We start from the raw sequence: 22,838 nt of genomic DNA, 5'->3' as shown, positions 1-22,838 counted from the left end.
AAGTGTTGTGTCAACCCTCAGAGCAGCTCGGAGAGAAGCGTGGCCGCCGTCGTCGTAGCGGTGGTGGGGAGAGCGAGGTAGCTCACCGGTTCGGTCAGGAGCTTGGCGAGAGTGTCCGAGAGAGCAGTCGGGGTGCAGGAAGGATAGGGCAGCAGGTGACCGGCGTTGTGGCGGTTCAGCCGGGCGGTGACGTGGAAGGTTTGCTCGAAGTGATGTTGGAGGGGGACATAGATGAAGGGAACTCGGGCTGCCGTGAGTTCCATGCAGGTGGTGAGGCCGCCCTGGGTGATGGCGACGTCGGCCGCGGCCAGGTGGTGGTGGAGATCCGGAAGGTAGCCGTGGATGGTCGCGCCTGGAACGGAAGACAGCGTGGACGGGTCGATCCTCGGCCCGGTGACGATGACGAACTCCAGGCCTGGAACAGCGCGCCGGGCCATCGGGATGGCCTCGAGAACCCTGTGCAGCAGGGAAGTCCCGACGCCTGACCCGCCGACGGTGACCAGGCAGAGCTTGGCGTCGAGCGGATAGCCGAGGCGGGCGCGCAACAGCGACCGGTCGGCGGTCTCCGAAGGGTCAAAACCGGTGATGTAGCCGGTGAAGTCGAAGTTCTCCTCGGTCCACGAACGGATCGACGGCAGCCCCGGCCCGAAGTTCGCGTCGACGATGTCGTCCGGATCGCCGATGAACAGCGAGCGATCGCGCAATCGGCGGAACCGCGCCCGCTGCTCGATCATCTCCGCGTTGTAGTCGGCGGTCAGCGCGGCCTCCGAAGCACCGCCGTCCGGCATCGGCAGCCAGCCGACGAAGTCGGTCAGCCACGCATAGGCGAATCGCTTCAGCTCAGGGTTCTCGTGCAGGAAGTAGTCGACGTCCCAGGCCTCGTCGCCGACCACCAGGTCGTAGTACTGGTCGTCGATCACGTCGGCGAAGGTGAGGAAGTTCGCGACCAGGATCTCGTCCATCCGCCGGATCGCCTGGAACGCGTGCAGGTCATGCTCGTCGCACTCGAACTCGATGTGGCTCGACTCGTTCAGCAGGTACGCCGAAGCCGGGTGCACCGTCTCGCCCGCATCCGCCAGCACCCGCGTGACGGGGTGCTGCGCGAGCCAGTCGATCTCCAACCCGGGGTTCTGCAGCTTGAGTTCGCGCGCGATCGCCAGATCCCGGCGGGCATGCCCGAGCCCGATCGGTGATGACAGATAAAGCACTCGTTTCGGCCGATTCAGCGCGCGGACCCACGTACGCCGTACCGGTTGCACAGGTGCGACGCGGTCCACGAAGTCCTTGAGCAGCCGGTTCACCATCACCGGGTCGCGCGCGTTCGGTGCATGTCCGCCACCGGACACGGTGATCAGCGAACCGCCGGTCAGCTCGGCCAGCGCGACGCCCTCGGAGAAAGGACGGATGTGGTCGTCGGAGCCGTGCACGACCAGAACCGGACAGGCCAGTTCCTGTACGCCGGGGATGCGATCCTGACGGGCGAGTTCGGTGTCGACCAGCCGCTCCGGACTGATCCCGTGACCCCAGCCGACACCGTCCTCGAGCTGCTTGGTGGAGTGTGGTTCGGAGAACATCTGCGCGAAGAAGAAGCGCAGGAAGTCGTCGTACCCACCTTCGGTCCAGTGGTGCCGGTTGTACTTCGCCCAGCCCTCGGTCGTGTCGTGCCGCTCGTTCCACGACCAGCGGATGCGCTCTTCCTGGGCCGGCGCGAGTCCGGCGGCCGACCCGATGCAGGTGACACCGAGCACCTGATCGGGTAGCTCATGGGCGACCTGCAAGGCCCACGGCACGCCACGGGACAGCGACACCAGAACACAGGTTCCGGTGCCCGTGGCCGCCAGTACGGCGAGGGTGTCCGCGACGAACTCACGATCCGCGTACGCCGAGGGACCGGCCGGCGCACTTGACCGGCCCGACCCGCGTCCGTCGAAGGTGACGACCCGGAAATGCTTGGCCAGATACGGCACCTGCGCCTTCCAGACTCGCGAAGGCACGATCGACCAGGTCGGCAACAGCACCACCGTCACTCCGCCGTTCCCCCTGGTCGCGGCGGAGTCGTAGACGCTGTAGGCGATCGTCACCCCGTCGCGCTCGACCGTCCCCTCCTGGTCGGCCGGGTGCGCGGGACGTTGCGGTTTCGATGTCATCCAGACCCCCTCGCCTGCACTGTCTCAGGGACGAACCTCGTAGACCAGGTTGAACGGGGTCTCGGCCGCGGTCCGGAACCGGGTGAATCCGGCCGCGGTCGTGACGTCGCGGATCCGGGCCGGACCGGCCTGGGTACCGAGCGCCAGCCCGACATCCTGCGACAGCGATCCCGGCGTACAGAGCAGTGTGGAGAAGCCGTAGTACGCGCGTCCGACCGGGTTCAGGTTGTCCTCGACCCGGTCGCAGGCCATCGGCTCGACGACCATCCACGTACCGTCGTCGGCGAGCGATTCGCGGACCCGGCGCGCGGCGCCGACCGGGTCACCCATGTCGTGCAGCGCGTCGAACGTCGTCACCAGGTCGTAGCCCGTTCCGCTGTACGCCGTGGCGGGCGCGACCTCGAACGAGATGTCGACCCCTGCCTCTGCCGCCCGCTGCTTCGCGATCTCGATCGATCCCGGGTGGTAGTCGGACCCGGAGAACGTCGAGTTCGGGAACGCCTTCGCCATCAGGATCGTCGAGGCGCCGTGGCCGCAGCCGATGTCGGCCACCCGGGCACCGCGTTCGAGCTTGCCGACCACGTCCTCCAGCGCCGGCAGCCAGCCGGCCAGCAGGTTCGCGTTGTAGCCGGGCCGGAAGAATCGCTCACAGCCGTCGTGGACATCGGAATCCTGCTCGTGCCAGCCGATCCCGGCGCCGCTGCGGGCGGCCTCGATCGTCTGGGTGGTGTTGTGGACGGTGCCGAGCGCGATCTGGAAGAAGCCGGGCAGGAATGCCGGGCTGTTCTCGTCGGCGAGCGCGATCGCGTGCTCGGCCGGCAGTACGTACCGGCCGTCCTCGTACTCGACGAACCCGCCGGCGGCCTGCGCGTTCAGCCACTCGCGGGCGTAGTGCTCGCTGGTCTGGGTCCGCTCGGCGAGTTCCGCCGGTGACACCGGACCGGCGCCGGCAAGTGCGCGGTAGTAGCCGAGCTTGTCGCCCATCACCACCAGCCCCGCGTTCAGCGTCGCCCCCACCTCGTCGACCGCCCGGAACACGAACGCCATCAGTTTGTCGCCGTCGATCTGTTGTTCGACCGTAGTCATTCTGATTCCCCTCCCTGGGTATCTGTGCGCCCGACCGTAGGAGCGGCAGCCGCCCGGTCGCATCAGGTGCCCCACCTGGTCCGCCCACCTCGACGCGCGGTTAAGGGCTGGTGCCGGAGCGGGGTGGCGATGCAGACTGCGGGGCATGCTGATCGGGCGGGAGACCGAGCGGCGGGTGATCGAGGGTTTGGTCGCGGGGGCACGGGTCGGCACGAGTGGAGTGCTGCTGATCACCGGGGAACCGGGGATCGGGAAGTCGGCGCTCGTGGCCGAGGCGGCGACACTCGCCGCCGGGCTGCGCGTGCTCCGGGCCCGCGGCACCGAGGCGGAACGCGAGATCCCGTTCGGCGGCCTGCTCCAGTTGCTCCGGCCGGCGATCGGCGAGCTCGATCGGATCCCCGCCCCACAACGCGAAGCGCTGGCCGCCGCACTGGCGCTCAGCTCCGGCGCGGCCGCCGACCGGTTCGCGGTGGGGGCGGCCACCTTGAGTCTGATCTGCCGGTACGCCGAATCGGCGCCGGTCGCGATCCTCGTCGACGACGCGCAGTGGCTCGACCGCCCGTCGGCAGAGGCGCTCCTGTTCGCCGCCCGCCGGTTGCTCGCCGACCCGATCGTCCTCCTGATCGCCGCCCGCGCCGGCGAAGCTCATCCGCTGGCCGAGGCCGACCTGCCAAGGCTGGAACTCACCGGCATCGACCTCCCGGCCGCCCAGCAGATCGTCGCCACCAACGGCGGCTTGCCGGTCGATCTGGTCGCTCAGCTGCATCGCCGCGTTGCCGGCAACCCGCTGGCGTTGCTGGAGCTGGTGAACGATCCCGAACAGCTCCAGCGCCTACCGCCGGGGGTACCTGTCCCGGTCCCCGCGCTGCTGGCAGACGCCTTTGCTGCAAGGGCTTCACGGCTCAGTACCGACGCCCGTACGGCGTTGCTCGTAGCCGCGGTGGATGACGGTGATCTGGGGGTGGTCGCTCGCGCCTGTAGCGAGTTGGGTGTGGACGTGGCCGCGTTGGGTGAAGCGGAGCAAGCCACGCTGGTGGTGATCGGAGACGGGCGCGTCGAGTTCCGCCATCCCCTGGTCCGGTCGGCGATCTACGCGAGTGCGGAACCGGCGGAGCGCCGTACGGTGCATCGGGCGGTCGCGGCGGCGTTGGGGCGGAACGAGGTCGATCGCCGCGCGTGGCATCTCTCGGAGACCGTCCTCGGCGAGAACGACGAGGTCGCCGCGGCACTCCACCTCGCGGGCGATCATGCAGCCGGGCGAGGAGCGCATGCGGTCGCGGCGACTGCCTTCGAGCGAGCGGCCCGACTGACAGAACACGACCAGGAACGCGCAGTGAGACTCGTCGAGGCAGGCCAGGCAGCCTGGTTCGCGGGCCTGCCGGACCGCGCGGACGGTCTACTCGGCGAGGCACTGACCTACGAACCGCCAATGGGGACCAGAAGCTGGGCGAACGAGTTGCGCGCCGACATCGCGGTGAAGTGCGGATCGCCCGCCCGCGCTCGCGACATCCTCCTCGCCGCAGCGGCCGAGACCACGGAGGTGGAGACCGCCATCGGCCTGCTGAGTGATGTGGTCAATGCCTGCTTCCGATTGGGCGATGCGGCCGGCGCCTTGCAAGCAGCCGAGGGGATTGATCGGCTGCTCGCGAAGGCTGATCGGCCCGCGGTGAAGATCCTCGGCCTGCTCGCCAGCGGGAGCGCCAAGATCCTGGCCGGTCGAGCAGGGACCGAGCAGATCCGGGAGGCCATCGACCTGGAGCCGTCCGCCGAACTGGATCGCGATCGGCGCCGGCAGATCTGGATGACACTCGCACCACTCTTCCTCCGCGAGGCCGGGACGGGTCGCGCCCTGCTGGAGGAAGCGATGCGCGAGAAGCGGGAGCAGGTCGCTGTCGGCACACTTCCGGCGTTGCTGATGCACCTCGCCCGGGACGACGCGACGACCGATCGCTGGGCGGACGCGGCCGCGGCGTACGACGAGGGGATCCGGTTGTCCCGCGAGACCGGGCAGACCACCGAGCTGGCGATCTGCCTGGCTGGGCAGGCGTGGTTGTCGGCGCATCGAGGTCGCGCCGAGGAGTGCCGGGCGCTGGCGGCCGAGGCGATCGAGATCTGTACCGAACGGCAGATCCACATCGGGCGGGCGTGGGCGTTGTTCGCGTTGGGGGATCTCGAGCTGGGACAGGGGAATCCGGCCGGCGCGCTCCCGCAGTACGAGCGGTTGGTGGAGGTGCTCAACTCGCTCGGGTTGCTGGATCCGGATCTGTCGCCCGCGCCCGAGTTGGTCGAGGTGTATCTGCGGCTCGGCCGAGTCGACGAAGCGGCCGCCTCCGCGCGCGAGTACGCAGTACGGGCTGAAGGTAAGGGACAACCGTGGGCCCTTGGCCGGGCCGCGCGGGTCCGCGGTCTGGTCGACGATGACGAGCAGCGGTTCGGCGAGGCGCTCGAGTGGCATCGGCGGACGCTCGACGTGTTCGAGACCGCGAGAACCAGACTGGCGTACGGCGGTTGGCTGCGGCGGGCTCGTCGGCGAGTGGACGCGAGAGCCCAGTTGCGGCTGGCGGTGAGCGACTTCGATCGGCTGGGAGCTCCGGGCTGGGCGGACCTGGCCGCGGCCGAACTGAAGGCGACCGGCGAGACGGCCCGGCGGCGCGAGCCGTCGACCGCCGACCAGCTCACCCCGCAGGAACGCCAGATCGCAATGCTGCTGGTCGACGGGCAGAGCATCCGGGCTGCCGCGGCCCGACTGTTCCTCAGCCCGAAGACCGTCGAGTACCACCTGCGGAAGGTGTACGCGAAGCTCGGCATCCACTCCCGGACGGAATTGGCCAAGCATCTCGGCCCGCTCGATACGTAGGCTGGCGGGCATGACTTCGCCGTTCATCGAGACCAGTGGTGTCAAGAAGCTCGCGACGTTCGACGAGCTGGCGGCGGCCGGGCCGTTGCATCACCAGACGCTCTTCACCGGGGTGCCGGTGTGGCTGGTGACGGGCTACCCAGAGACGCGTGAACTGCTCGCCCATCCGGACGTGGTCCGGGCGCTCGCTCACGGGCCGCACATGGACACGGCGGACGGCAGCCTGGTCCAGGCGATGGACACCCACATGCTCAGCGCCAACCCACCGGATCACACCCGATTGCGCAAGCTGGTTTCGGCGGCGTTCACGCGACGCCGGATCGAGCAGCTCGAGCCGCGGATCCGCGAGATCGCTGCAGGCCTCCTCGACGAGCTGGCCGCCGCTGGCGGCGAGGTGGATCTGGTCGACAGCTACAGCTATCCGCTGCCGATCACCGTGATCTCGGAATTGCTCGGCATCCCCGCGATCCGCCGCGACGACTTCCGGCGCTGGTCCTCGATCGTGGTGAACGGCTCGGTGCACAGCGACGTCGTGTACTTCGAGGCCGCGCGGGCGATGGTCGATTTCATCCGCGAGCTGATCGAGGACAAGCGGGTCGCGCCGTCGGGCGACCTGCTGTCGGACCTGATCGCGGTCCGCGACGGCGGCGACCGGCTGACGCCCGACGAGCTGACCTCGATGGTCTACCTGCTGCTCGCGGCCGGCCACGAGACGACCGTCAGCCTGATCAGCAACGGCGTTCACGCCCTGCTTCGGAACCCGGACCAGCTCGCGTTGCTGCAGGCCGAGCCCGAGCGACTGCCCGCCGCGATCGAGGAGCTCCTCCGGTACGACGGCCCGCTGCAGGCGGCGATCCCGTACGTCGCGCAGGCGCCGATCGAGGTAGGCGGAGTCACGATCAAGGCAGGTGAGGTGATCGTGTTCGCCCTCCTGGCGGCGAACCGGAGCCAGCAGAAGCTCGGCAACCCCGAGGAGCTGGACATCGCCAGGCCGGACAACGCCCATGTCGCCTTCGGGCACGGGATCCATCACTGCCTCGGTGCGCCACTCGCCCGGCTGGAAGGGCGGGTCGCGCTCGGGATGCTGTTCGAGCGCTTCCCCGACCTGGCCCTGGCCGAGCCCGAGGAGGACCCGGTCCGCAGCCAAGGCCTGTTGATGAACGCGATCACCAGACTTCCGGTCAGGCTGTGAACTGGTCATCCGAAGAGTGGCTCGCGCAAGCAGTGAGCTGGCTCGACGAAGAGCTGATGGCCGCCGGGATCGAGCGGGTCGGTGAGGTGACCCAGCCTCGGCTCAAGCCGTGGGGGACAGTGCTGCGCGCCGACACCGACAGCGGGACCGTCTGGCTGAAGGCGCCCGGCCCCGAGACGGTGTTCGAAGTACCGCTGTACCGGCTGCTCGCGTCCGTCGCGCCGAAGTGGGTGCTGGACCCGATCGCGGTGGACGTCGAACGCGGCTGGGTGCTGCTGCCTGATGGCGGCCCGACCTTGCGGGAGCGGCTTGGTGGAACGGCCGGGTTGTCGGACGCGATGATCAGCGTGCTTCCGCAGTACGGGCAGTTGCAGGTCGAGTTGGAGCCGCATGCGGAGGATCTGCTCGCGACCGGTGTCACCGACATGCGTCCGGCGGCTATGCCTCAGCGACTGGACGAAGCGCTGGAGACAACCGGCCGGTACACCGCTTCATCGGACAGCGAGGTCGCCAAGGAGCAGCACGCGTGGGTGGTCGGGCAGCGAGCCGAGTTCGCCGCGCGGTGCGCCGACCTGCCCGATCGGGTCAGCCTGGATCACAACGACCTGCATACGAACAACATCCTCGGCGGACCGACAGGGCAGGTCAGGTTCTACGACTGGGGCGACAGCGTGCTCGCGCATCCGTTCACGAGCATGCTCGTGGGCCTCGGCTCGCTGGCCCGGTGGCTCGAGGTCGACCCCGACGACCCGCAGGTACGCCGCCCGCGCGACGCCTATCTGGAGGTGTTCGGCGATCCGGCCGAGCTGCTCGCCGAGCTCGAACTCGCCTGCTGGATCGGCAAGGTCGCCCGGGCGCTGGTGTGGGATCGCGCACTGCACCAGGAGCCAGGGGAGTTCGCCGGAGCCCCATTGCGAACACTGGCCTCGCTGCGGATGAATTCTTGGCTCGCTCCAGACTGAACGGCCCGCGATCGATTGGGTTCGGGTTGACACCGGATGAGAGGCTCGGGGCGTGACACAGTTGATGGAGGTCGTCCGACACCTGTTGAGTGTGGCGATGGTCTCGCAGTGGCTGTTGCTCATCCTCTTCGTGGCCGCTGCGGTCGACGCGGTCTTCCCGATCGTGCCCAGTGAGGGCATGGTCGTCACGGCCGGTATGGCCGCCGCGGCGGGCCATCAGAACCTGCTGCTGGTGATCGTGGTCGCGATGGTCGGCTCGGTGATCGGCGAATCCGCCTGCTACTTCCTCGGCCGTGGTTCCGGTCCGGCGTTGCGGCGCTGGATGCGACGGCGAGAGGCTCGGCAGGCGATGTACGAGAAGGTCTCCAAGGCCTTGCACACTCGGGGCGGCCTGGTCCTGATGACGGTCCGCTACATCCCGGGTGCCCGGATGGTGGCCACTCTCACCGCCGGCGCCACGGCGTACTCGTTCCGGAAGTTCATCGTCTTCACCATCGCGGGCGTCACGATCGCCTATACCTACGTCGCGCTGCTCGGCTACATCGGCGGCGACGCGTTCGCGCACGACTCGCTGAAGGCGCTCGCGTTCAGCCTCGGGCTCGCGTTTCTGATCGGTACGGTGCTGGAAACTTCACGCCGGATCGCCGGCCGACGCAAAGCCGCCAAGGTCACAGCCGGGTAACGATCGCCGGTCCGCTTTCCCCGCAAAGGTGTGTCCCGGGCCAACCGGACCGCTCTCGCGTGCGTCAGTAGGGGCGTGGTGAGGCGAAGGGCAGGCGTACTGATCAGCGCGGTGGTTGTCGCCGCGGCGCTCGTTGCCGGCTGCGGGGATGTGCCTCTCGAGGGCGCTCCCTCGGCGGATCCTCGCACGACTTCCGAGCAGACCTCGCCGGCTGAGACGCCTTCCGGCACCCCGTCGACGCCGAGCGCGACGCCGACCGAGCCGGATCCGTCGACGACGCTGACGCCGGGAGTGAAGCCGCCGAACGCGGCTCCGGTGACGCGGACTTTCCCCGCCCGGCTCGCTAACGGCAAGGCACCGCTGTTCGTGGTCGTCTCGTTCGACGGCGCCGGCGATCTCACGTTGTGGTCGCACTGGCGGCAGGTCGCCAAGCAGGTCAACGCGCGGATGACCTTCTTCCTCTCCGGCCCGTACCTCTACCCCGGCGAGCACAAGACCGACTACAAACCGCCGTACAAGAATCCCGGCTCCTCCGACATCGGCTGGGGTGACCCGGACAAGGTCGTCCGTCGGGCCGCCGTACTGCGTCAGGCGATCGCCGAGGGGCATGAGATCGGCACACACGCGAACGGCCACTTCTGCGGCAAGACCGGGATCGACAAGTGGAGCGCGGCGCAGTGGAGCGATGAGCTCAAGGCGTTCGACCTGATGGTGGACAAAGGCCCGGCGCTGGCCGCGGGCAAGCCGCTGGCGGCACCGTTCGACCCGACCACAGTGAAGGGGATGCGCACCCCCTGCCTGGAGGGTAACCGCCCGGCGTACCGGCAGGTCATGCGGCAGCGCGGGATGCTGTACGACGCCTCCGAGCCCGGCTACATCGCCTGGCCGAAGAAGTCCGACGGCGTCTGGAACTTCCCGCTGCAGTCGGTCGAGCTCGCTGGGACGCACAAGAACACGCTGACGATGGACTACAACCTCTGGTACTCGCAGACCGAGGCGCACGAGGCTCCCGCGTCGCACGCTCCCGCCCTGAAGGCGCAGGTGCTCGCCACCTACCGGCTCGCGCTCCGCCGATCACGGGCCGGTGGCAACCCGCCGCTCTTCCTCGGCAACCACTTCAACCGCTGGAACAACAGCGTGTACTCCGACGCGCTGACCAGCTTCGTCCAGGAAACCTGCACGCAACCGGACGTGCGCTGCGTCAGCAACATCGAGTTGCTGAGCTGGCTGCAGAAGTACGGGGTACCGAAGCGTTCCTAATGCTCCGACACGGGGCACTAGATCCGCACGTAGCCGAAGGCGTTCTGCCAGGTGCCGCCTTGCTTGATGCGGTCGACGACGAGGCGTTGCAGGGTGGTGTCCTGGGGGAGCTTGTCGAGGTTCTCCAGGTCGTGGCTGCGGAAGGTGAAGAAGACCGCGCTGTCCTGGGAGTCGCGCGGTTCGCCGTACGGCGTGAAGCGCCGGCCGAAGCGGACCATGTTCGAGTCCTCCGGCAGGTGGTTCAGCAGGTACGGGTCGATCAGCCAGGAGCCGAGCGTCATGGTCTTCACCGGGTACTCCGGGAAGTGCCGCGGGAAGAACTCACGAGCCTGCGCGAAGCTGTCGTCGACGGGCCTCGGGCGTCAGCGGTCCGGTCTCGGGGATGTGGACGCCGATCACCCATTCGCCTGGCTCGACGCCGGGGACCGGGTTGTTGTCCGGCACCCGGTGCAGCAGGTACTGCAGCCGGCCGAGCGCGTAGATCGCGCCGACCCAGTGGATCGTCATCCACCAGTGCGTCTCGAGCCCGTACTCGCCGTTGGTCCGCCGGCTGACGTCGAGTTGTTTGCCGAGATCCGCGAGGGTGGCCCAGCTGACCTCGTCGCTGATCCCGCGCTCGGCGTGGTACCGGCGGATGTCCGGCACCGTCTCGAGGAACGCCGCGATCGAGTTCCGCGAGTCGTCGGGCATGGTGATGCCTTCTGATTCGGCCGGGAACGTACCGATCACGCGGCGGATCTCGGAGGCGAGCTTGGCGACCGCCAGCGGGTCGGCCTGGAACTTCTCGGCGGCCTCCCGATCGGCGTCGGTGAAGCCCAGCAGGCGGTACTCCTCAGCAGTGGTCACCTGCCAACCGTAGCTGTCAGATAGTTACGGCCGACGGCGACCAGCCGGAGGTCAGCCCGCGGCGGTGTCGATGTGGCGGGCCAGCACCAGGTCGTCGTCGGTGATGCCGCCGGCGTCGTGGCTGCTGACCCGGAAGGTGATCGTGGTGTAGCGGATGTCGATGTCCGGGTGGTGGTTCATCGACTCGGCCAGCTGCGCCACCGTCGCGACCAGCCGGATGCCGTCCAGGAAGGTGTCCTTCTTGACGCTGCGGACGAGCGCGTTCTCGGCGACCTTCCACTCCGGCAGGTGGTCGCGGACCGCGGTGTCGATCTGGTCATCCGTCAGCAGCTCAGCCATGCCCACACTCTAGTGCCCCGTGTCGGAAGTTGCGTTGCGCTACCGGCGCCCAGGCACGCACCTGACCACCGCTATCGCTAACCCAACCTCCGACACGGGGCACTAGTGCCCATCCGCTGGCGCGGGACGCACTCGGTGTGAGGTTGCGAGGGCGGCGAGCGCGAGGACGGCGCTTGCGGTGATGATCGTGCCGAAGACCCAGGGGCCGGGGTCCGCGGCGTTCAGCGCGAGCAGGGTGCCGCTGATCGCCAGGGCGGTGGCGATACTCATGCTGCCGGCCATCTGGCTGGCGCTGGCGTTGCGGCCCGAGTTGCCGGCGTCGGAGAGATCGAGGGTCAGTACCGACAGGCTCGACCAGCTGAGGCCCATGCCGACGCCGGCGAACGTCCAGCCGATCAACCCGGCCCAGTCGGCCGAATCGCTCCACGCGAGCAACGAGGTGACCGCGAGCCCGGTGGTCATCAGGGTCAGGCCGATTCGCAGTACGGAGACTCGCTGTAAGCCGTGGTCGCGGCCCTGCAGCCATGAACCGAACGCCCAGCTCACGCCGGTGATCGACAGCGTGATCCCTGCCCGCGAAGGGCTGAAGTCGTGCCGCAACGTCAACAACAGCGGGAGATACGCGCCCGTCCCGGCGAACGCGGCTCCACCAAGGCCCCGTACTGCGACCACGGCCGGGAAGCCGCGACGCGCGACGAACGTGCCTCGTGGCATCACCCGTACTGCGGCGAGTCCGAGGATTACCAGACTGAGTGGGATCGCCAGACCGGCCACGAGTCGGTGGCCCTCGAGCTGGTCACCGGCCAGGGTCAGCGTGAACAGCGCGACCGAAGCGACGAACGCCCACGGCAGAGCGGCCCGCCAGGCTTCGAGCTCGTCTGCTTGCTTCTGGGTCCGCTCGGGCGCGATCGCTTGGGCGGACAGTCGCATCGCGGGCTGGAGCAGCAGCCAACTGGGGACGACCAAGGTGACCGCGCCGATGAACACCCACCGCCAGCCGAACCGCTCGGTCACCAACCCCGTCACGAACGGGCCGAGGACCGACGGCAGGATCCACATCGCTGCGAACAACGAGAACATCCGCGGGCGCAGTACGGCGGGGAGTGCTCGCGCGACCAGCACCATCAACGCGACGTCCAGCAGTCCTTCGGCCAGGCCGCTCAGCAGCCGTCCGGCGACCACCATCGGCATTCCCTGGGCTGTGCCGACGAGCAGTTGCGCGAGGGCGAAGGTGATCGCACCGGCTCGCAACGCGGGGATCGGGCCGCGGCGATCCGCCCAGAGCCCGGCGATCGCCAGCGAGACCAGGTAGCTCGCGTTCGGTGCGGCGTTGGCCAGGCCGAAGCTGCCGAGCGCGTCGAACTCGCGGACCATCGTCGGCAGCGCGGTACCGATTGCCCGGTTCTCGAACGCGCCCAGGGTGACGAGGGCGATCACCCCGAGCACCAAGGGCAGGTGTGGCCCGCTGAACAGTCTGGGAGCGCGTACGTCGGTCAAGGACATGCCCGCTATCTTCAGAGCTCAAGCGCGCTTGAAGTCAACTCCGGATACGGCTGTCCGGTAGGCGGAAGACGAGGACGAGCACTCGCAGTACGAGAACTGCGCAGATTACCAGCAGGTTGTAGGCGAAGAGCTGGAAAAGGCTGAGTGAGTCGGTGACCTGGGGGCCTCCCGGCGTACCGAGCAGCAGGACTGCCATCAGACCGGCGGTGGCACCGAGGATCGCGAGCAACGCCTGGTGGAGCAGGCCGGTCAGGTGCCGGCGATCGCGCTCATCGGCGAGCAAGCGCACGTTGACGCTCAGCCGTCCGGACTCGGCCGCGGCGGCGATCCGGTCGATCCGCCGCGGCAACCGCCGCAACATCGGCAGCAACGTGGCCAGCTCTTCAGTCGCCGTACGGCGTAACGCGTCGGGCGCGAGCCGGTCGGTGACATGGGCGGACGCGAACTGGCGGGACGCGGCAACGAGGTCGAAGCCGGGGTTGATCCGCGAGATCGTGCCCTCGATCGTCGCTAGCGCGCGGAACACGGCGGCGACCTCGGGCGGTACGCCGAGACCGTGGGCGGTGATGATCTTGAACAGGTCGTTGAACATGGCCGGGCCGAGGGCTGCACCTGCGCCGAGATGACGGGCCATGAACTGACCGACGGCGCGTTCGAGGGCCTGCTCATCGATGGTGTCCGGGCGGTAGACGATCTCCAGCAGCGCATCGGTGGCGGCTGTGGGATCGCCGTGGTCGACAGCGAGCAGGAAGCGTTGCAGGGCTTCCCGGGTGGCCGAGTCGAGCCGGCCGACCGAGCCGAGGTCGAGCATCCCGATCCGGCCGTCGGTGAGGAGCAGGAAGTTGCCGGGATGCGGATCCGCGTGGAACACGCCATCGATGGCGACCTGTCCCAGTAGGCAGTCGAACAGGATCTTCGCCAGTCGCGCGGCATCCAGGCCGCGGTCGGCGATCGAGCGAGCCGCGTTGCCCAGCTGGATGCCGTCCAGTCGCTGCATCGTCAGTACCCGTTGGGTGCAGAACCGCGGATGGAGCTCCGGTACGACGATGTCGTTGCTGGTCGCAACCGTCCGGCCGGCCGCGACGCTGGTCATGTTGCGGGCCTCGACGGTGAAGTCGAGCTCCTCCCGCATCGCGTCGGCGAATCCTCCGGCCAGGGCGCGAACACCCATCGACCGGCCCCAGTCGGTGTTGCGTTCGAGCGTTCTGGCGAGGCGTTGGACGATGTCGAGATCGCGGTCGACCACCGAGGCGATGCCTGGGCGCTGGACCTTGACGACGACCTGCGAGCCGTCGTTGAGACGGGCCGGGTAGACCTGAGCGACAGAGGCGGCGGCGAGGGGGTCTTCGTCGAACTCGGCGAAGACCTGGTGCGGTGGGGCGCCTAGCTCGTGGGTGAGGACCGCTTTGATCTGGGGCCAGGGTGCGGGGGACACCTGGTCTTGCAGGCGGCTGAGCTCCTGCGCGACGGAGGCGGGGATGAGGTCGCTGCGGGTCGAGAGGACCTGGCCGAGCTTGACGAACGTGACGCCGGCCTCGTCGAGTGCCAACCGCAGCGAGCGGGCGAGATCCGCTTGGCTTGCCGCGTTCTCCCGGCCGGGGCGGCGACGGCCGCGCAGGTAGGGGCCGAGGCCGTGGCGGATCGCGATACGGAGGATCTGCAGGTAACGCTTGGTGCGGGCGATCCGGCCGCTCAGATCGCGGCGCAGATCACGGGCCCTGGGCAACGAGCCGGTCGGCACCAACGCCTCGGCGAGGACCAGGAAGATCAGCCCGGCGAGCATCGAACAGAGCGCATCCAGGGCCAGCAAGGCGATCGCCGTACCGCTCGACCCGGTCCACGGCAACGGCCCGGCCAGCGCCCTCATCAGCGGCGAGAACATCGCCAGCGTCAGCCCGGCCCCGACCGCCAGCCGCCCGAGCCCGAACCGCACCCCGAGCAACCGCTGCGACACCGGAACGAAGATCACCATGAACACGCCAACGTTGATCAACCCAACCAACACCACATCCATCCCCCGACCCTAGGCCGTACAGGTGCCACCCACCCTCACCCACACGGGTGACCCACCCCTGCCCCCCGGAGACCAAGGGGACAAGGAAAGGCAGGAACAGAGAGTAAAGACAAGAGATTGAGTGCTGCCGCAGGGTCGCGCCCGGCTTCAGGTAGCTGGGCGCTGGACTTACGGCGGGCTCCCACGGGCGACTCTGTGCTCCGTCTGAGTACCTGCGGCTGAAGGCGTACTCAAACCGAGCACAAGGTCATCCCGAGCCCAGTACGCCAGGCAGTGGTTCCGGCGGTTAGGAGTGCGGCGGGTAGTGAAGGGCAGTGAGCAGCCGACTGTGCAGGTTGGCGTTGGAGTACAGGCCGCCGCCTTGATCGGCCGCATGTCCGCCGGCTCGATCGGTGAACCGGCCGCCCGCCTCTTCGACGAGCAGGATCCATGGCGCGTGATCCCAGACGTAGTAGCGCTCGACCAAGAAGGCGTCGGTTTCGCCACGTACGAGCTCGACGAGTGGGAGAGGGCTTTCCGGTGCGCGCGCCGCGCTCGGCGGGAGACGAGCTCTGGATGCATCGTCCAGGGCGTTGAGCCGAGCGTCGGCCATCAGTGAGGTGGTGCTGACTTCGAGGCGCATCGGTTCGGCCTGTTCGGGTGGCCAGGATGACTCGTAGGCACCGCCGCCTCGGGTTGCCCACCAGCGGCGCCGCAGCGCAGGGGCGGTGACCACCGCGAGCTCAATGCTCCCGGCAATCTCTAGCGCGAGCTGAACTCGCCAGTTCGGGTCACGCCGGCTGAAGTACGACGTGCCGTCGATCGGGTCGATGATCCAGACCCGATCGGACTCACCGAGTCGACCGAGTTCCTCGCCGAGGAGCGCATCCGCCGGCCTCGCCGCAGACAGCCTCTCGCGAAACAATCGCTCGACTGCCCGATCGGCTTCCGTGACCGGCGTGCCGTCGGCCTTCAGCGTCGCCGAGACACCAGACTCGAAGTACCCGAGCGCAAGGTCTGCCGCCAGATCCGAAATGGTGAACGCGAGCTGCAAGTCATCCGCGCTGTCCACGACCGCCGACGCTATCAACTCCAGGCCGGCCGCCCAGCTACCCAGCTCCTGACATACCCGGCGATGTTCCTCGCCTGTTGCAGCAGTAGCTCGGTCACGTTCAGCTTGCGGGACCGCCTTGGTGCCCGCTCGCCCGAGCGCTGTCGACTGGCTGTGGCAGCTCTCTATCTTTGTTTTCTTCCCTTTGTCTGTTTCTTGTTTGTGGTTGTTCTTGGCATGCCGAAGGCCGCCCTCGGCTGGGGAGCTGAGGGCGGCCTTCGGGTTTGGCGTCAGGCGTCGCGGCGGCGGATTTTGTTGCCTAGCCAGACGATGGGGTCGTACTTGCGGTCGGCGACTCGTTCCTTCATCGGGATGAGGGCGTTGTCGGTGATCTTGATGTGCTCGGGGCAGACCTCGGTGCAGCACTTGGTGATGTTGCAGAAGCCGAGGCCGTGGTCTTCCTGGGCCGACTTCTGGCGGTCGGCGGCGTCGAGCGGATGCATGTCCAGCTCGGCGATGCGCATCAGGAAGCGGGGGCCGGAGAACGACTCCTTGTTCTCCTCGTGGTCCCGGATCACGTGGCAGGTGTCCTGGCACAGGAAGCACTCGATGCACTTGCGGAACTCCTGCGAGCGCTCCACGTCGACCTGCTGCATCCGGTACTCGCCCGGCTTCAGGTCGGCCGGCGGTGTGAACGAGGGGATCTCGCGGGCCTTCTGGTAGTTGAAGGAGACGTCGGTGACCAGGTCACGGATCACCGGGAAGGTGCGCATCGGCGTGACCGTGACGACCTCGTCCTCTTCGAACGTGTTCATCCGGCACATGCACATCAGCTTCGGCTTGCCGTTGATCTCGGCGCTGCAGGAGCCGCACTTACCGGCCTTGCAGTTCCAGCGAACGGCCAGGTCCGGCGTCTGGGTGCCCTGGAGCCGGTGGATGACGTCGAGGACGACCTCGCCCTCGTTCACCTCGACCTCGTAGTCCTTGAGGTCACCACCCTCGGCGTCGCCCCGCCAGACCCGGAACTTACCTTTGTAGCTCATCGGCGTCCTCGCTTCGCTCCGGATGCCGCTGAGCTACAAAGTAGGCTGCACTGTTCGATGCCCTCGCTTCGCTCGGTCATCATGCCGGCAGTTCCTCCTCAGTCAGGTACTTCTTCAGCTCGTCCAGCTCGAACAGTTCCAGCAGGTCCTCGCGCATCGGGATCTGGTCCTTCTTGACCACGTTGACCCCGCCGTCGGCCAGCAGCGTGCAGACCAGCAGCAGCTTGCGCCAGTCGGCGTTCATGCCCGGGAAGTCGTCGCGGGTGTGACCGCCGCGGGACTCCTCGCGCTGCAGCGCCGCCTTCGCGACGCACTCCGACACGGTCAGCATGTTGCGCAGGTCCAGTGCGAGGTGCCAGCCCGGGTTGAACTGGCGGTGCCCCTCGACCGTCATCTTCGCGATCCGGCCGCGGAACTCGGCCAGCCGCGCGAGCGCCTGCTCCATCTCCTCGGCCTTGCGGATGATGCCGACCAGGTCGTTCATCGACTGCTGCAGTTCCTGGTGGATCGTGTACGGGTTCTCGCCACCCTCGAGCTCGAACGGCGCGAGTGCCTCGGCCGCCGCCGAGTCGATGTCGGCTTCGGCGATCTTCGGCCGGTTCTCGCCGAGCGACTCGACGTACAGGGCCGCGCCGGCGCCGGCCCGGCGCCCGAAGACGAGCAGGTCGGACAGCGAGTTGCCGCCCAGCCGATTCGACCCATGCATGCCACCGGCAACCTCACCGGCAGCGAACAGACCCGGTACTACGGACGACGCGGTGTCGGGGTCGACCTCGACGCCACCCATCACGTAGTGACAGGTCGGTCCGACCTCCATCGGCTCGGCCGTGATGTCGACGTCGGCCAGCTCCTTGAACTGGTGGTGCATCGACGGCAGCCGGCGCTTGATCTCCTCGGCCGGGAGTCGCGACGACACGTCCAGGAAGACGCCACCGTGCGGCGTACCGCGGCCGGCCTTGACCTCGGAGTTGATCGCGCGGGCGACCTCGTCGCGGGGCAGCAGTTCCGGGGGACGCCGGTTGTTGTCGGCATCCTTGTACCAGCGGTCGGCCTCTTCCTCGGTCTCCGCGTACTGCGCGCGGAAGACGTCCGGAACGTAGTCGAACATGAACCGCTTGCCCTCGGAGTTCTTCAGCACACCGCCGTCACCACGGACCGACTCGGTGACGAGGATGCCCTTCACCGACGGCGGCCAAACCATGCCGGTCGGGTGGAACTGGATGAACTCCATGTTGATCAGCGTCGCGCCGGCCCGCATCGCGAGGGCGTGACCGTCACCGGTGTACTCCCACGAGTTCGAGGTGACCTTGAACGACTTGCCGACGCCGCCGGTGGCCAGGATGACCGCGGGCGCGTCGAACAGGATGAAGCGGCCCGACTCACGCCAGTACCCGAAGGCGCCGGAGATCGCCTCGCCGTCCTTCAGCAGCTCGGTGACCGTGCACTCGGCGTACACCTTGAGGTTGGCCTCGTAGTCGCCGGTGGCAGCGAAGTCCTCCTGCTGCAGTGAGACGATCTTCTGCTGCAGGGTGCGGATCAGCTCCAGCCCGGTGCGGTCGCCGACGTGCGCGAGCCGCGGGTAGGTGTGACCGCCGAAGTTGCGCTGGCTGATCTTGCCGTCCGGGGTGCGGTCGAACAGCGCGCCGTACGACTCCAGCTCCCAGACCCGGTCGGGGGCTTCCTGGGCGTGCAGCTCGGCCATCCGCCAGTTGTTCAGGAACTTCCCGCCGCGCATGGTGTCGCGGTAGTGGGTCTGCCAGTTGTCGTTGGAGTTCGCGTTGCCCATCGCCGCCGCGCAGCCGCCTTCGGCCATCACGGTGTGCGCCTTGCCGAACAGCGACTTGCAGATGATCGCGGTGCGCTTGCCCTGCTCGCGGGCCTCGATCGCCGCCCGCAGACCGGCGCCGCCGGCCCCGATCACGATGACGTCGTATTGGTGTCGTTCCAGCTCAGTCATAAGTGTGAATGGTCCGTATCAGTTGATACTGCTTAGTCAGTTAAGGAAGCGCAGATCGGAGAACCAGCCGGCCGAGACCGACATGATGTACGCGTCGGTGAGGATCACGGTGAAGAGCGAGATCATCGCGTACGTGCCGTGCTTGGGGTTCAGCTTCGACACGAAGGTCCAGTACCGGTAGCGCAACGGGTGCTTGGAGAAGTTCTTCAGCCGGCCGCCGACGATGTGCCGGCAGGCGTGGCACGACAGCGTGTACATCCACAGCATCACCAGGTTGATCCAGATGATCAGCGTGCCGAGGCCGATGCCGAAGCCGCCGTCCTTGCCGTGGAAGGCCTGTGTGCCGTCGTAGACGTTGAGCAGGCCGAAGACGAGCGCGCCGTAGAAGAAGTAGCGGTGCAGGTTCAGCGCGACCAGCGGGAACTTCCGCTCACCCGTGTACTTCTTGTGCGGCTCCGGGACGGCACAGGCCGACGGGGCGAAGAAGAGCGAGCGGTAGCCGGCCTTGCGGTAGTAGTAGCAAGTACCGCGGAAGCCGGCCAGGACGACGAACGTGATGATGCTGAACGGGATGACCTTGGGGAACGCCCCGAACCAGGTCCCCAGGTGACTCGAACCCTCGACACACGAGGAGGTCACGCACGGCGAGTACAACGGGGTGAGGTAGTGGTACGCGTCGACCCAATAGTACTTGTTCATGAAGATCCGGACCGTCGCATAGACGACGAAGAAGCCCAGGATCGCGCCGATCCGCAGCGGCGCCAGCCACCAACGGTCGGTTCGCAGTGTCTTCTGCTTGATCTGCGCGCGCCCAGGCGCGCTCACTCCCGTCGCCATCAGAATCGTCCTTGCTTCGCTGCGGAGGATTCAGATGCCGAAAAGCCGCTGTCCTTGATTGTGCCCTCGCTCCGCTCGGTCACGGGGCCCGCCGGTCAGGTGCGCCGAAGCCTTCGTGCTCCGCGTCGGTCCACATGGACGCGTCGTATTCCACGTCGGGGATCTCCTCGAGTTCCTCCGGAACAGGTCCGGGTCTGTGATGCGGGTCGGGAGGGCCGAGTTCTGCCAGGTCGTCACTCAGCCTGGCCACGTCCGACACCAACCGGCGAATGCCGAGGGTGTCACCGTACTCCTGGCTGAGCTTTCCGACTGTGGTGTGCAGCACCTCTAGAGCACGCTGCACTGCTGCCACAGTGCTGTTGCCATCGCCCATACCGACTCCAGTGATGGTTTTGTCGCTGTAAGTATGGGCACACTTTGCCCCTGCTCGGCGCACAACGGAAGACCTATCGGTACGGCGTGTTTCTACTTAGGTTTACCTCAGTTGCCGATGGCCGACAGGTGGAGTAATGGAGTGAATCCGGCCTTCAGCACAACGAGATTCGCGGGTGGGGTCAGTACTTCGACCTCGCGGTGACCGGGCACTTCTGAGGCTGCGGCGTACCCCTGCCAGGACCATCGGAGCAGCTTCCCGCCGAGCACGAGTGTCGGCGATCCGTCGTACCTGATCATCGCGCCGTCGGGCAGATCGGCCAGTTCGGCGACTGTGGTGCGCTGGTGCCGGGTGCGTGGTTCGACACGTTCCAGATGGAGTTGGGCGTCCATCTCGGCGGCGCGCGGGCGCGCGGCCAGACCACGCCCGGCGGCCCACGCACCGGCGTACAGGAGGAAGTCGCGACGTCGGCAGTAGGCGCAGGGACGGTGGCCGGCGGCAAGTGCGACGGCTTCATCGAAGAAGAACAGTGCGGTCCATCGTCCAGGTGGCATCGGGTCGCGTTGCACGCCCTTCCAATCGAGCACACAGCAGATCCAGGCCTTCGATCGCCAGCGCGTCGTCCCTAGCTGCCGGTCGACGCTGTGCAGTGAACCGCGGTTGCCCATCAGCAGACCGCGGGCCGGGCTCGGCGACGATCTCCTGGGTAGGCAACACCCTGTTCTGCAACGGCATGTCGGCATCATCCCTCGCGACGCCGACAGTTTCTGTCTGGCACAGTGCTCAACCATGGGCGGTGGCATGGGTGACAGGCAGATCGTGATCGGCGTCGCGGTGCTCCGGACCGGACAGGTACTGGTCGCCCGCCGCGGCGGACCCGACGGTGGGTGGGAGTTCCCCGGCGGCAAGGTCGAGGTGGGGGAGACGGACGAGGCGGCAGGGCAGCGAGAGCTCGAGGAAGAGCTCGGCCTGCAGGTGTCGGTGGGGAAATCGTTCGGCTTGGAGGAGCCGATCGGTGAGAAGTACTTGTTGCGCGTGTACTTCGCTGAGCTGCTCGCGGGCGACCCGGTTCTGCATGAACACGCCGAGATCCGATGGGTCGGCCCGGACGAGCTGGACGCTCTCGACTGGCTGGTGCCCGACCGGCCGTTCCTTCCAGTCCTACGGCAACAACTGCAGTCAGGCTGAGTTGAGCAGTTCACGCAGTGGGGAAGCGGCCTGGGTGTTGTGTTGCTCGTGGATGGACAGAGCGATGCGCCATTCGCGGCGGGCTTCCGGAAGCAACCCCTGTGCGCGGCGAACCTCACCGAGGCTTTGGCGGATGTCCGCCTCACAGAGCCAGTCACCGTGTTGGCCGGCGATCGCCAGGCCCTCACTCTGGTACTCGACTGCCTCGACATGACGGCCCTGCGCCAGGCATAGCTTGCCCAGCTCGTTCAGCGCCTCTGCCTGAGAGATTGCAGCGCCTGCTGTGCGGTAGAGCTCGAGGCACTCCTGCAGGGCCTCGGTGGCGACGTCGTACTGCCCAGCCTCGCGGTAGGCGACGCCGATGTTCTGCGCGACCATGCCGCGGAACCGTTCCTGCCCGGGCTCGACCAGGAGTTCCAGCGCCTCGTTGAACAGGCGTCGGGCGTCCTCAGTGGCGCCTGTCTTCAGATAGAGCATGCCGAGCGCCAGGCACGCCCAGGCGGCTCGCGGCGGAATCCCCAGTCGCAACCCGATCTCGCGAGCGCGCTCGGCGTACGGGATGCCGGCCGCTATCCGGCCCGTTCGTTCAAGGACGTGGCTGAGACTGCTCAGGCAGAGTGCCTGCAGGTTCCCGTCGCCAGAGGCCTCGGCTGCATCGATTGCACGGCGCAAGGGTTCGGCCGCCTGGTCGTAGTTGCCCAGCTCGGCGTTCGCCGCACCCAGGTCGTGCAGCACGAGTCCTTCGGCGATCCGGTCGTCGCCATCGGCGGCGAGCCGTAGTACGGCCTCGTTGGCCTGCAGCCATTCGAGCCACGCGCGGCGGAGGGCGTAGTACGCGTTCATGCCGACAGCGAGCTGTACTGCGAGGTCCGGCTGATCGACGACTGCCTGTTGGAGAGTAGGGATCAGATTCGATCGCTCTACGTCGAGCCAGAGCAGCACGTCCTCCTGGCTGATCAAGTCGTCGGCGCCCTCGAGCCAGGCATTCTGGAGCCAGCCTTCCCGCGTGACTCCATGCCCGGAGTACTCGCTGGCCTTCCAGACCACAGCGGAGAGCCGTTTGATCCACCGGGCCCTTGCCTTGGCCCTGTCTTCCTTGGTCAGCATCTGCTCGGCCAGCTCGCGCGCAGCCACCCGGACCAGGTCGTGCAGCCGGTAGCGTCCAGGGCCCGGCGTATTCAGCAGGTGCACGTCCACAAGTCGCTCTAGTACGACGACTGCTTCTGGCTCCGGGCTGTTGGACAACGCGGCCGCCAATGCCGAGGTCAGGTCCACACAGTCGGACACACCGAGCAGGGCGAACATCGTCACCGCTTGCACGTCGACTGGGTCGTCGCTGCCGGCCAGTTGCTCGATGGACAGCACCAACGTCGCCCGTACGCCGGAGTCGTCGAGCTGCAGCTCGTCCAGGCGGCGACGGCCGTCGGCGAGGCGCTCGGCGAGGTGCGCGACCGGCCAGGGCCGGACGGGACGCGAGCCTGGCTCCGGCCATCCGGATCGCCAGCGGCAGGCCGCCACACTG

The 22,838-nt window shown here is 67.7% G+C and carries 19 protein-coding genes and 1 pseudogene; 6 read left to right on the top strand and 14 right to left on the bottom strand.

Going from position 1 to position 22,838, the window contains the following annotated elements:
• Positions 1–17 precede the first annotated feature (17 nt).
• Positions 18–2,147 (bottom strand): alpha/beta hydrolase, encoded by a 2,130-nt coding sequence (locus tag F1D05_RS12070; protein WP_185447663.1) that lies wholly within the window; start codon positions 2,145–2,147, stop codon positions 18–20.
• Between the two features lie 24 nt (positions 2,148–2,171).
• Positions 2,172–3,233 carry a class I SAM-dependent methyltransferase gene (locus tag F1D05_RS12065; RefSeq protein ID WP_185447661.1) on the bottom strand — a complete coding sequence of 354 codons (1,062 nt, stop codon included), beginning with the start codon at positions 3,231–3,233 and terminating at the stop codon, positions 2,172–2,174.
• Positions 3,234–3,378: 145 nt separating this feature from the next.
• Between F1D05_RS12065 and F1D05_RS12060 the strand changes: the two genes are divergently transcribed.
• The 5 genes from F1D05_RS12060 (at position 3,379) to F1D05_RS12040 (ending at position 10,186) form a co-directional block, all read left to right on the top strand.
• Positions 3,379–6,090, top strand: coding sequence for an ATP-binding protein (locus tag F1D05_RS12060; protein ID WP_185447659.1), 2,712 nt, complete (start codon positions 3,379–3,381; stop codon positions 6,088–6,090).
• Positions 6,091–6,100: 10 nt separating this feature from the next.
• Complete coding sequence (locus F1D05_RS12055; RefSeq protein WP_185447657.1) at positions 6,101–7,282, top strand: cytochrome P450 family protein; 1,182 nt, start codon at positions 6,101–6,103, stop codon at positions 7,280–7,282.
• A complete protein-coding gene (locus F1D05_RS12050; protein WP_185447655.1) occupies positions 7,279–8,244 on the top strand; it encodes a phosphotransferase in 966 nt (321 codons plus the stop codon). The genes F1D05_RS12055 and F1D05_RS12050 overlap by 4 nt, the downstream gene beginning before the upstream one ends.
• A 52-nt stretch (positions 8,245–8,296) precedes the next feature.
• Entirely contained in the window at positions 8,297–8,926 is a 630-nt protein-coding gene (locus F1D05_RS12045; protein WP_246486621.1) for a DedA family protein, read from the top strand.
• Positions 8,927–9,004: 78 nt separating this feature from the next.
• On the top strand, positions 9,005–10,186 hold the full coding sequence (locus F1D05_RS12040; RefSeq protein ID WP_185447653.1) for a hypothetical protein: 1,182 nt from the start codon (positions 9,005–9,007) through the stop codon (positions 10,184–10,186).
• A 17-nt stretch (positions 10,187–10,203) separates the two neighbouring features.
• On the opposite strand, the pseudogene F1D05_RS41940 reads toward F1D05_RS12040, so the two are convergent.
• The 11 genes and pseudogenes from F1D05_RS41940 to F1D05_RS11990 form a co-directional block, all read right to left on the bottom strand.
• Positions 10,204–10,485, bottom strand: a pseudogene (locus F1D05_RS41940) (acyltransferase domain-containing protein); the annotation flags it as partial.
• A 22-nt stretch (positions 10,486–10,507) separates the two neighbouring features.
• Positions 10,508–11,032 carry an acyltransferase domain-containing protein gene (locus F1D05_RS41935; protein WP_281388939.1) on the bottom strand — a complete coding sequence of 175 codons (525 nt, stop codon included), beginning with the start codon at positions 11,030–11,032 and terminating at the stop codon, positions 10,508–10,510.
• A gap of 51 nt (positions 11,033–11,083) precedes the next feature.
• Positions 11,084–11,371 carry a 4a-hydroxytetrahydrobiopterin dehydratase gene (locus F1D05_RS12030; RefSeq protein WP_185447651.1) on the bottom strand — a complete coding sequence of 96 codons (288 nt, stop codon included), beginning with the start codon at positions 11,369–11,371 and terminating at the stop codon, positions 11,084–11,086.
• Between the two features lie 102 nt (positions 11,372–11,473).
• The gene (locus tag F1D05_RS12025; RefSeq protein ID WP_185447649.1) at positions 11,474–12,874 is read right to left on the bottom strand and encodes an MFS transporter; all 1,401 of its coding nucleotides are present in this window, start codon (positions 12,872–12,874) and stop codon (positions 11,474–11,476) included.
• Between the two features lie 34 nt (positions 12,875–12,908).
• A complete protein-coding gene (locus F1D05_RS12020; protein WP_185447648.1) occupies positions 12,909–14,888 on the bottom strand; it encodes an ABC1 kinase family protein in 1,980 nt (659 codons plus the stop codon).
• 286 nt (positions 14,889–15,174) lie between these two features.
• A complete protein-coding gene (locus F1D05_RS12015) occupies positions 15,175–15,939 on the bottom strand; it encodes an inositol monophosphatase family protein (protein WP_185447646.1) in 765 nt (254 codons plus the stop codon).
• Positions 15,940–16,208: 269 nt separating this feature from the next.
• A complete protein-coding gene (locus F1D05_RS12010) occupies positions 16,209–16,961 on the bottom strand; it encodes a succinate dehydrogenase/fumarate reductase iron-sulfur subunit (protein WP_185447643.1) in 753 nt (250 codons plus the stop codon).
• A gap of 79 nt (positions 16,962–17,040) precedes the next feature.
• Positions 17,041–18,918, bottom strand: coding sequence for a fumarate reductase/succinate dehydrogenase flavoprotein subunit (locus F1D05_RS12005; RefSeq protein ID WP_185447641.1), 1,878 nt, complete (start codon positions 18,916–18,918; stop codon positions 17,041–17,043).
• A gap of 36 nt (positions 18,919–18,954) precedes the next feature.
• Positions 18,955–19,755: a hypothetical protein gene (locus tag F1D05_RS12000; protein WP_185447639.1), complete on the bottom strand. Its 801-nt coding sequence runs from the start codon at positions 19,753–19,755 to the stop codon at positions 18,955–18,957.
• Between the two features lie 79 nt (positions 19,756–19,834).
• The gene (locus tag F1D05_RS11995) at positions 19,835–20,128 is read right to left on the bottom strand and encodes a hypothetical protein (RefSeq protein ID WP_185447637.1); all 294 of its coding nucleotides are present in this window, start codon (positions 20,126–20,128) and stop codon (positions 19,835–19,837) included.
• Between the two features lie 107 nt (positions 20,129–20,235).
• Complete coding sequence (locus F1D05_RS11990) at positions 20,236–20,796, bottom strand: hypothetical protein (protein WP_206686179.1); 561 nt, start codon at positions 20,794–20,796, stop codon at positions 20,236–20,238.
• Between the two features lie 133 nt (positions 20,797–20,929).
• On the opposite strand from F1D05_RS11990, the gene F1D05_RS11985 reads away from it, so the two are divergent.
• Positions 20,930–21,316 (top strand): (deoxy)nucleoside triphosphate pyrophosphohydrolase, encoded by a 387-nt coding sequence (locus F1D05_RS11985; RefSeq protein WP_185447635.1) that lies wholly within the window; start codon positions 20,930–20,932, stop codon positions 21,314–21,316.
• Here the strand turns inward: F1D05_RS11985 and F1D05_RS40080 are convergent.
• Entirely contained in the window at positions 21,308–22,834 is a 1,527-nt protein-coding gene (locus F1D05_RS40080) for a tetratricopeptide repeat protein (protein ID WP_246486620.1), read from the bottom strand. The two genes, F1D05_RS11985 and F1D05_RS40080, sit on opposite strands and share 9 nt — an antisense overlap.
• Between the last annotated feature and the right edge of the window lie 4 nt (positions 22,835–22,838).

Source organism: Kribbella qitaiheensis (assembly GCF_014217565.1).
GTDB lineage: Bacteria > Actinomycetota > Actinomycetes > Propionibacteriales > Kribbellaceae > Kribbella > Kribbella qitaiheensis_A.
The sequence above is the reverse complement of the archived record's forward strand: the minus strand, read 5'-3'. Positions and strand labels throughout refer to the sequence as shown.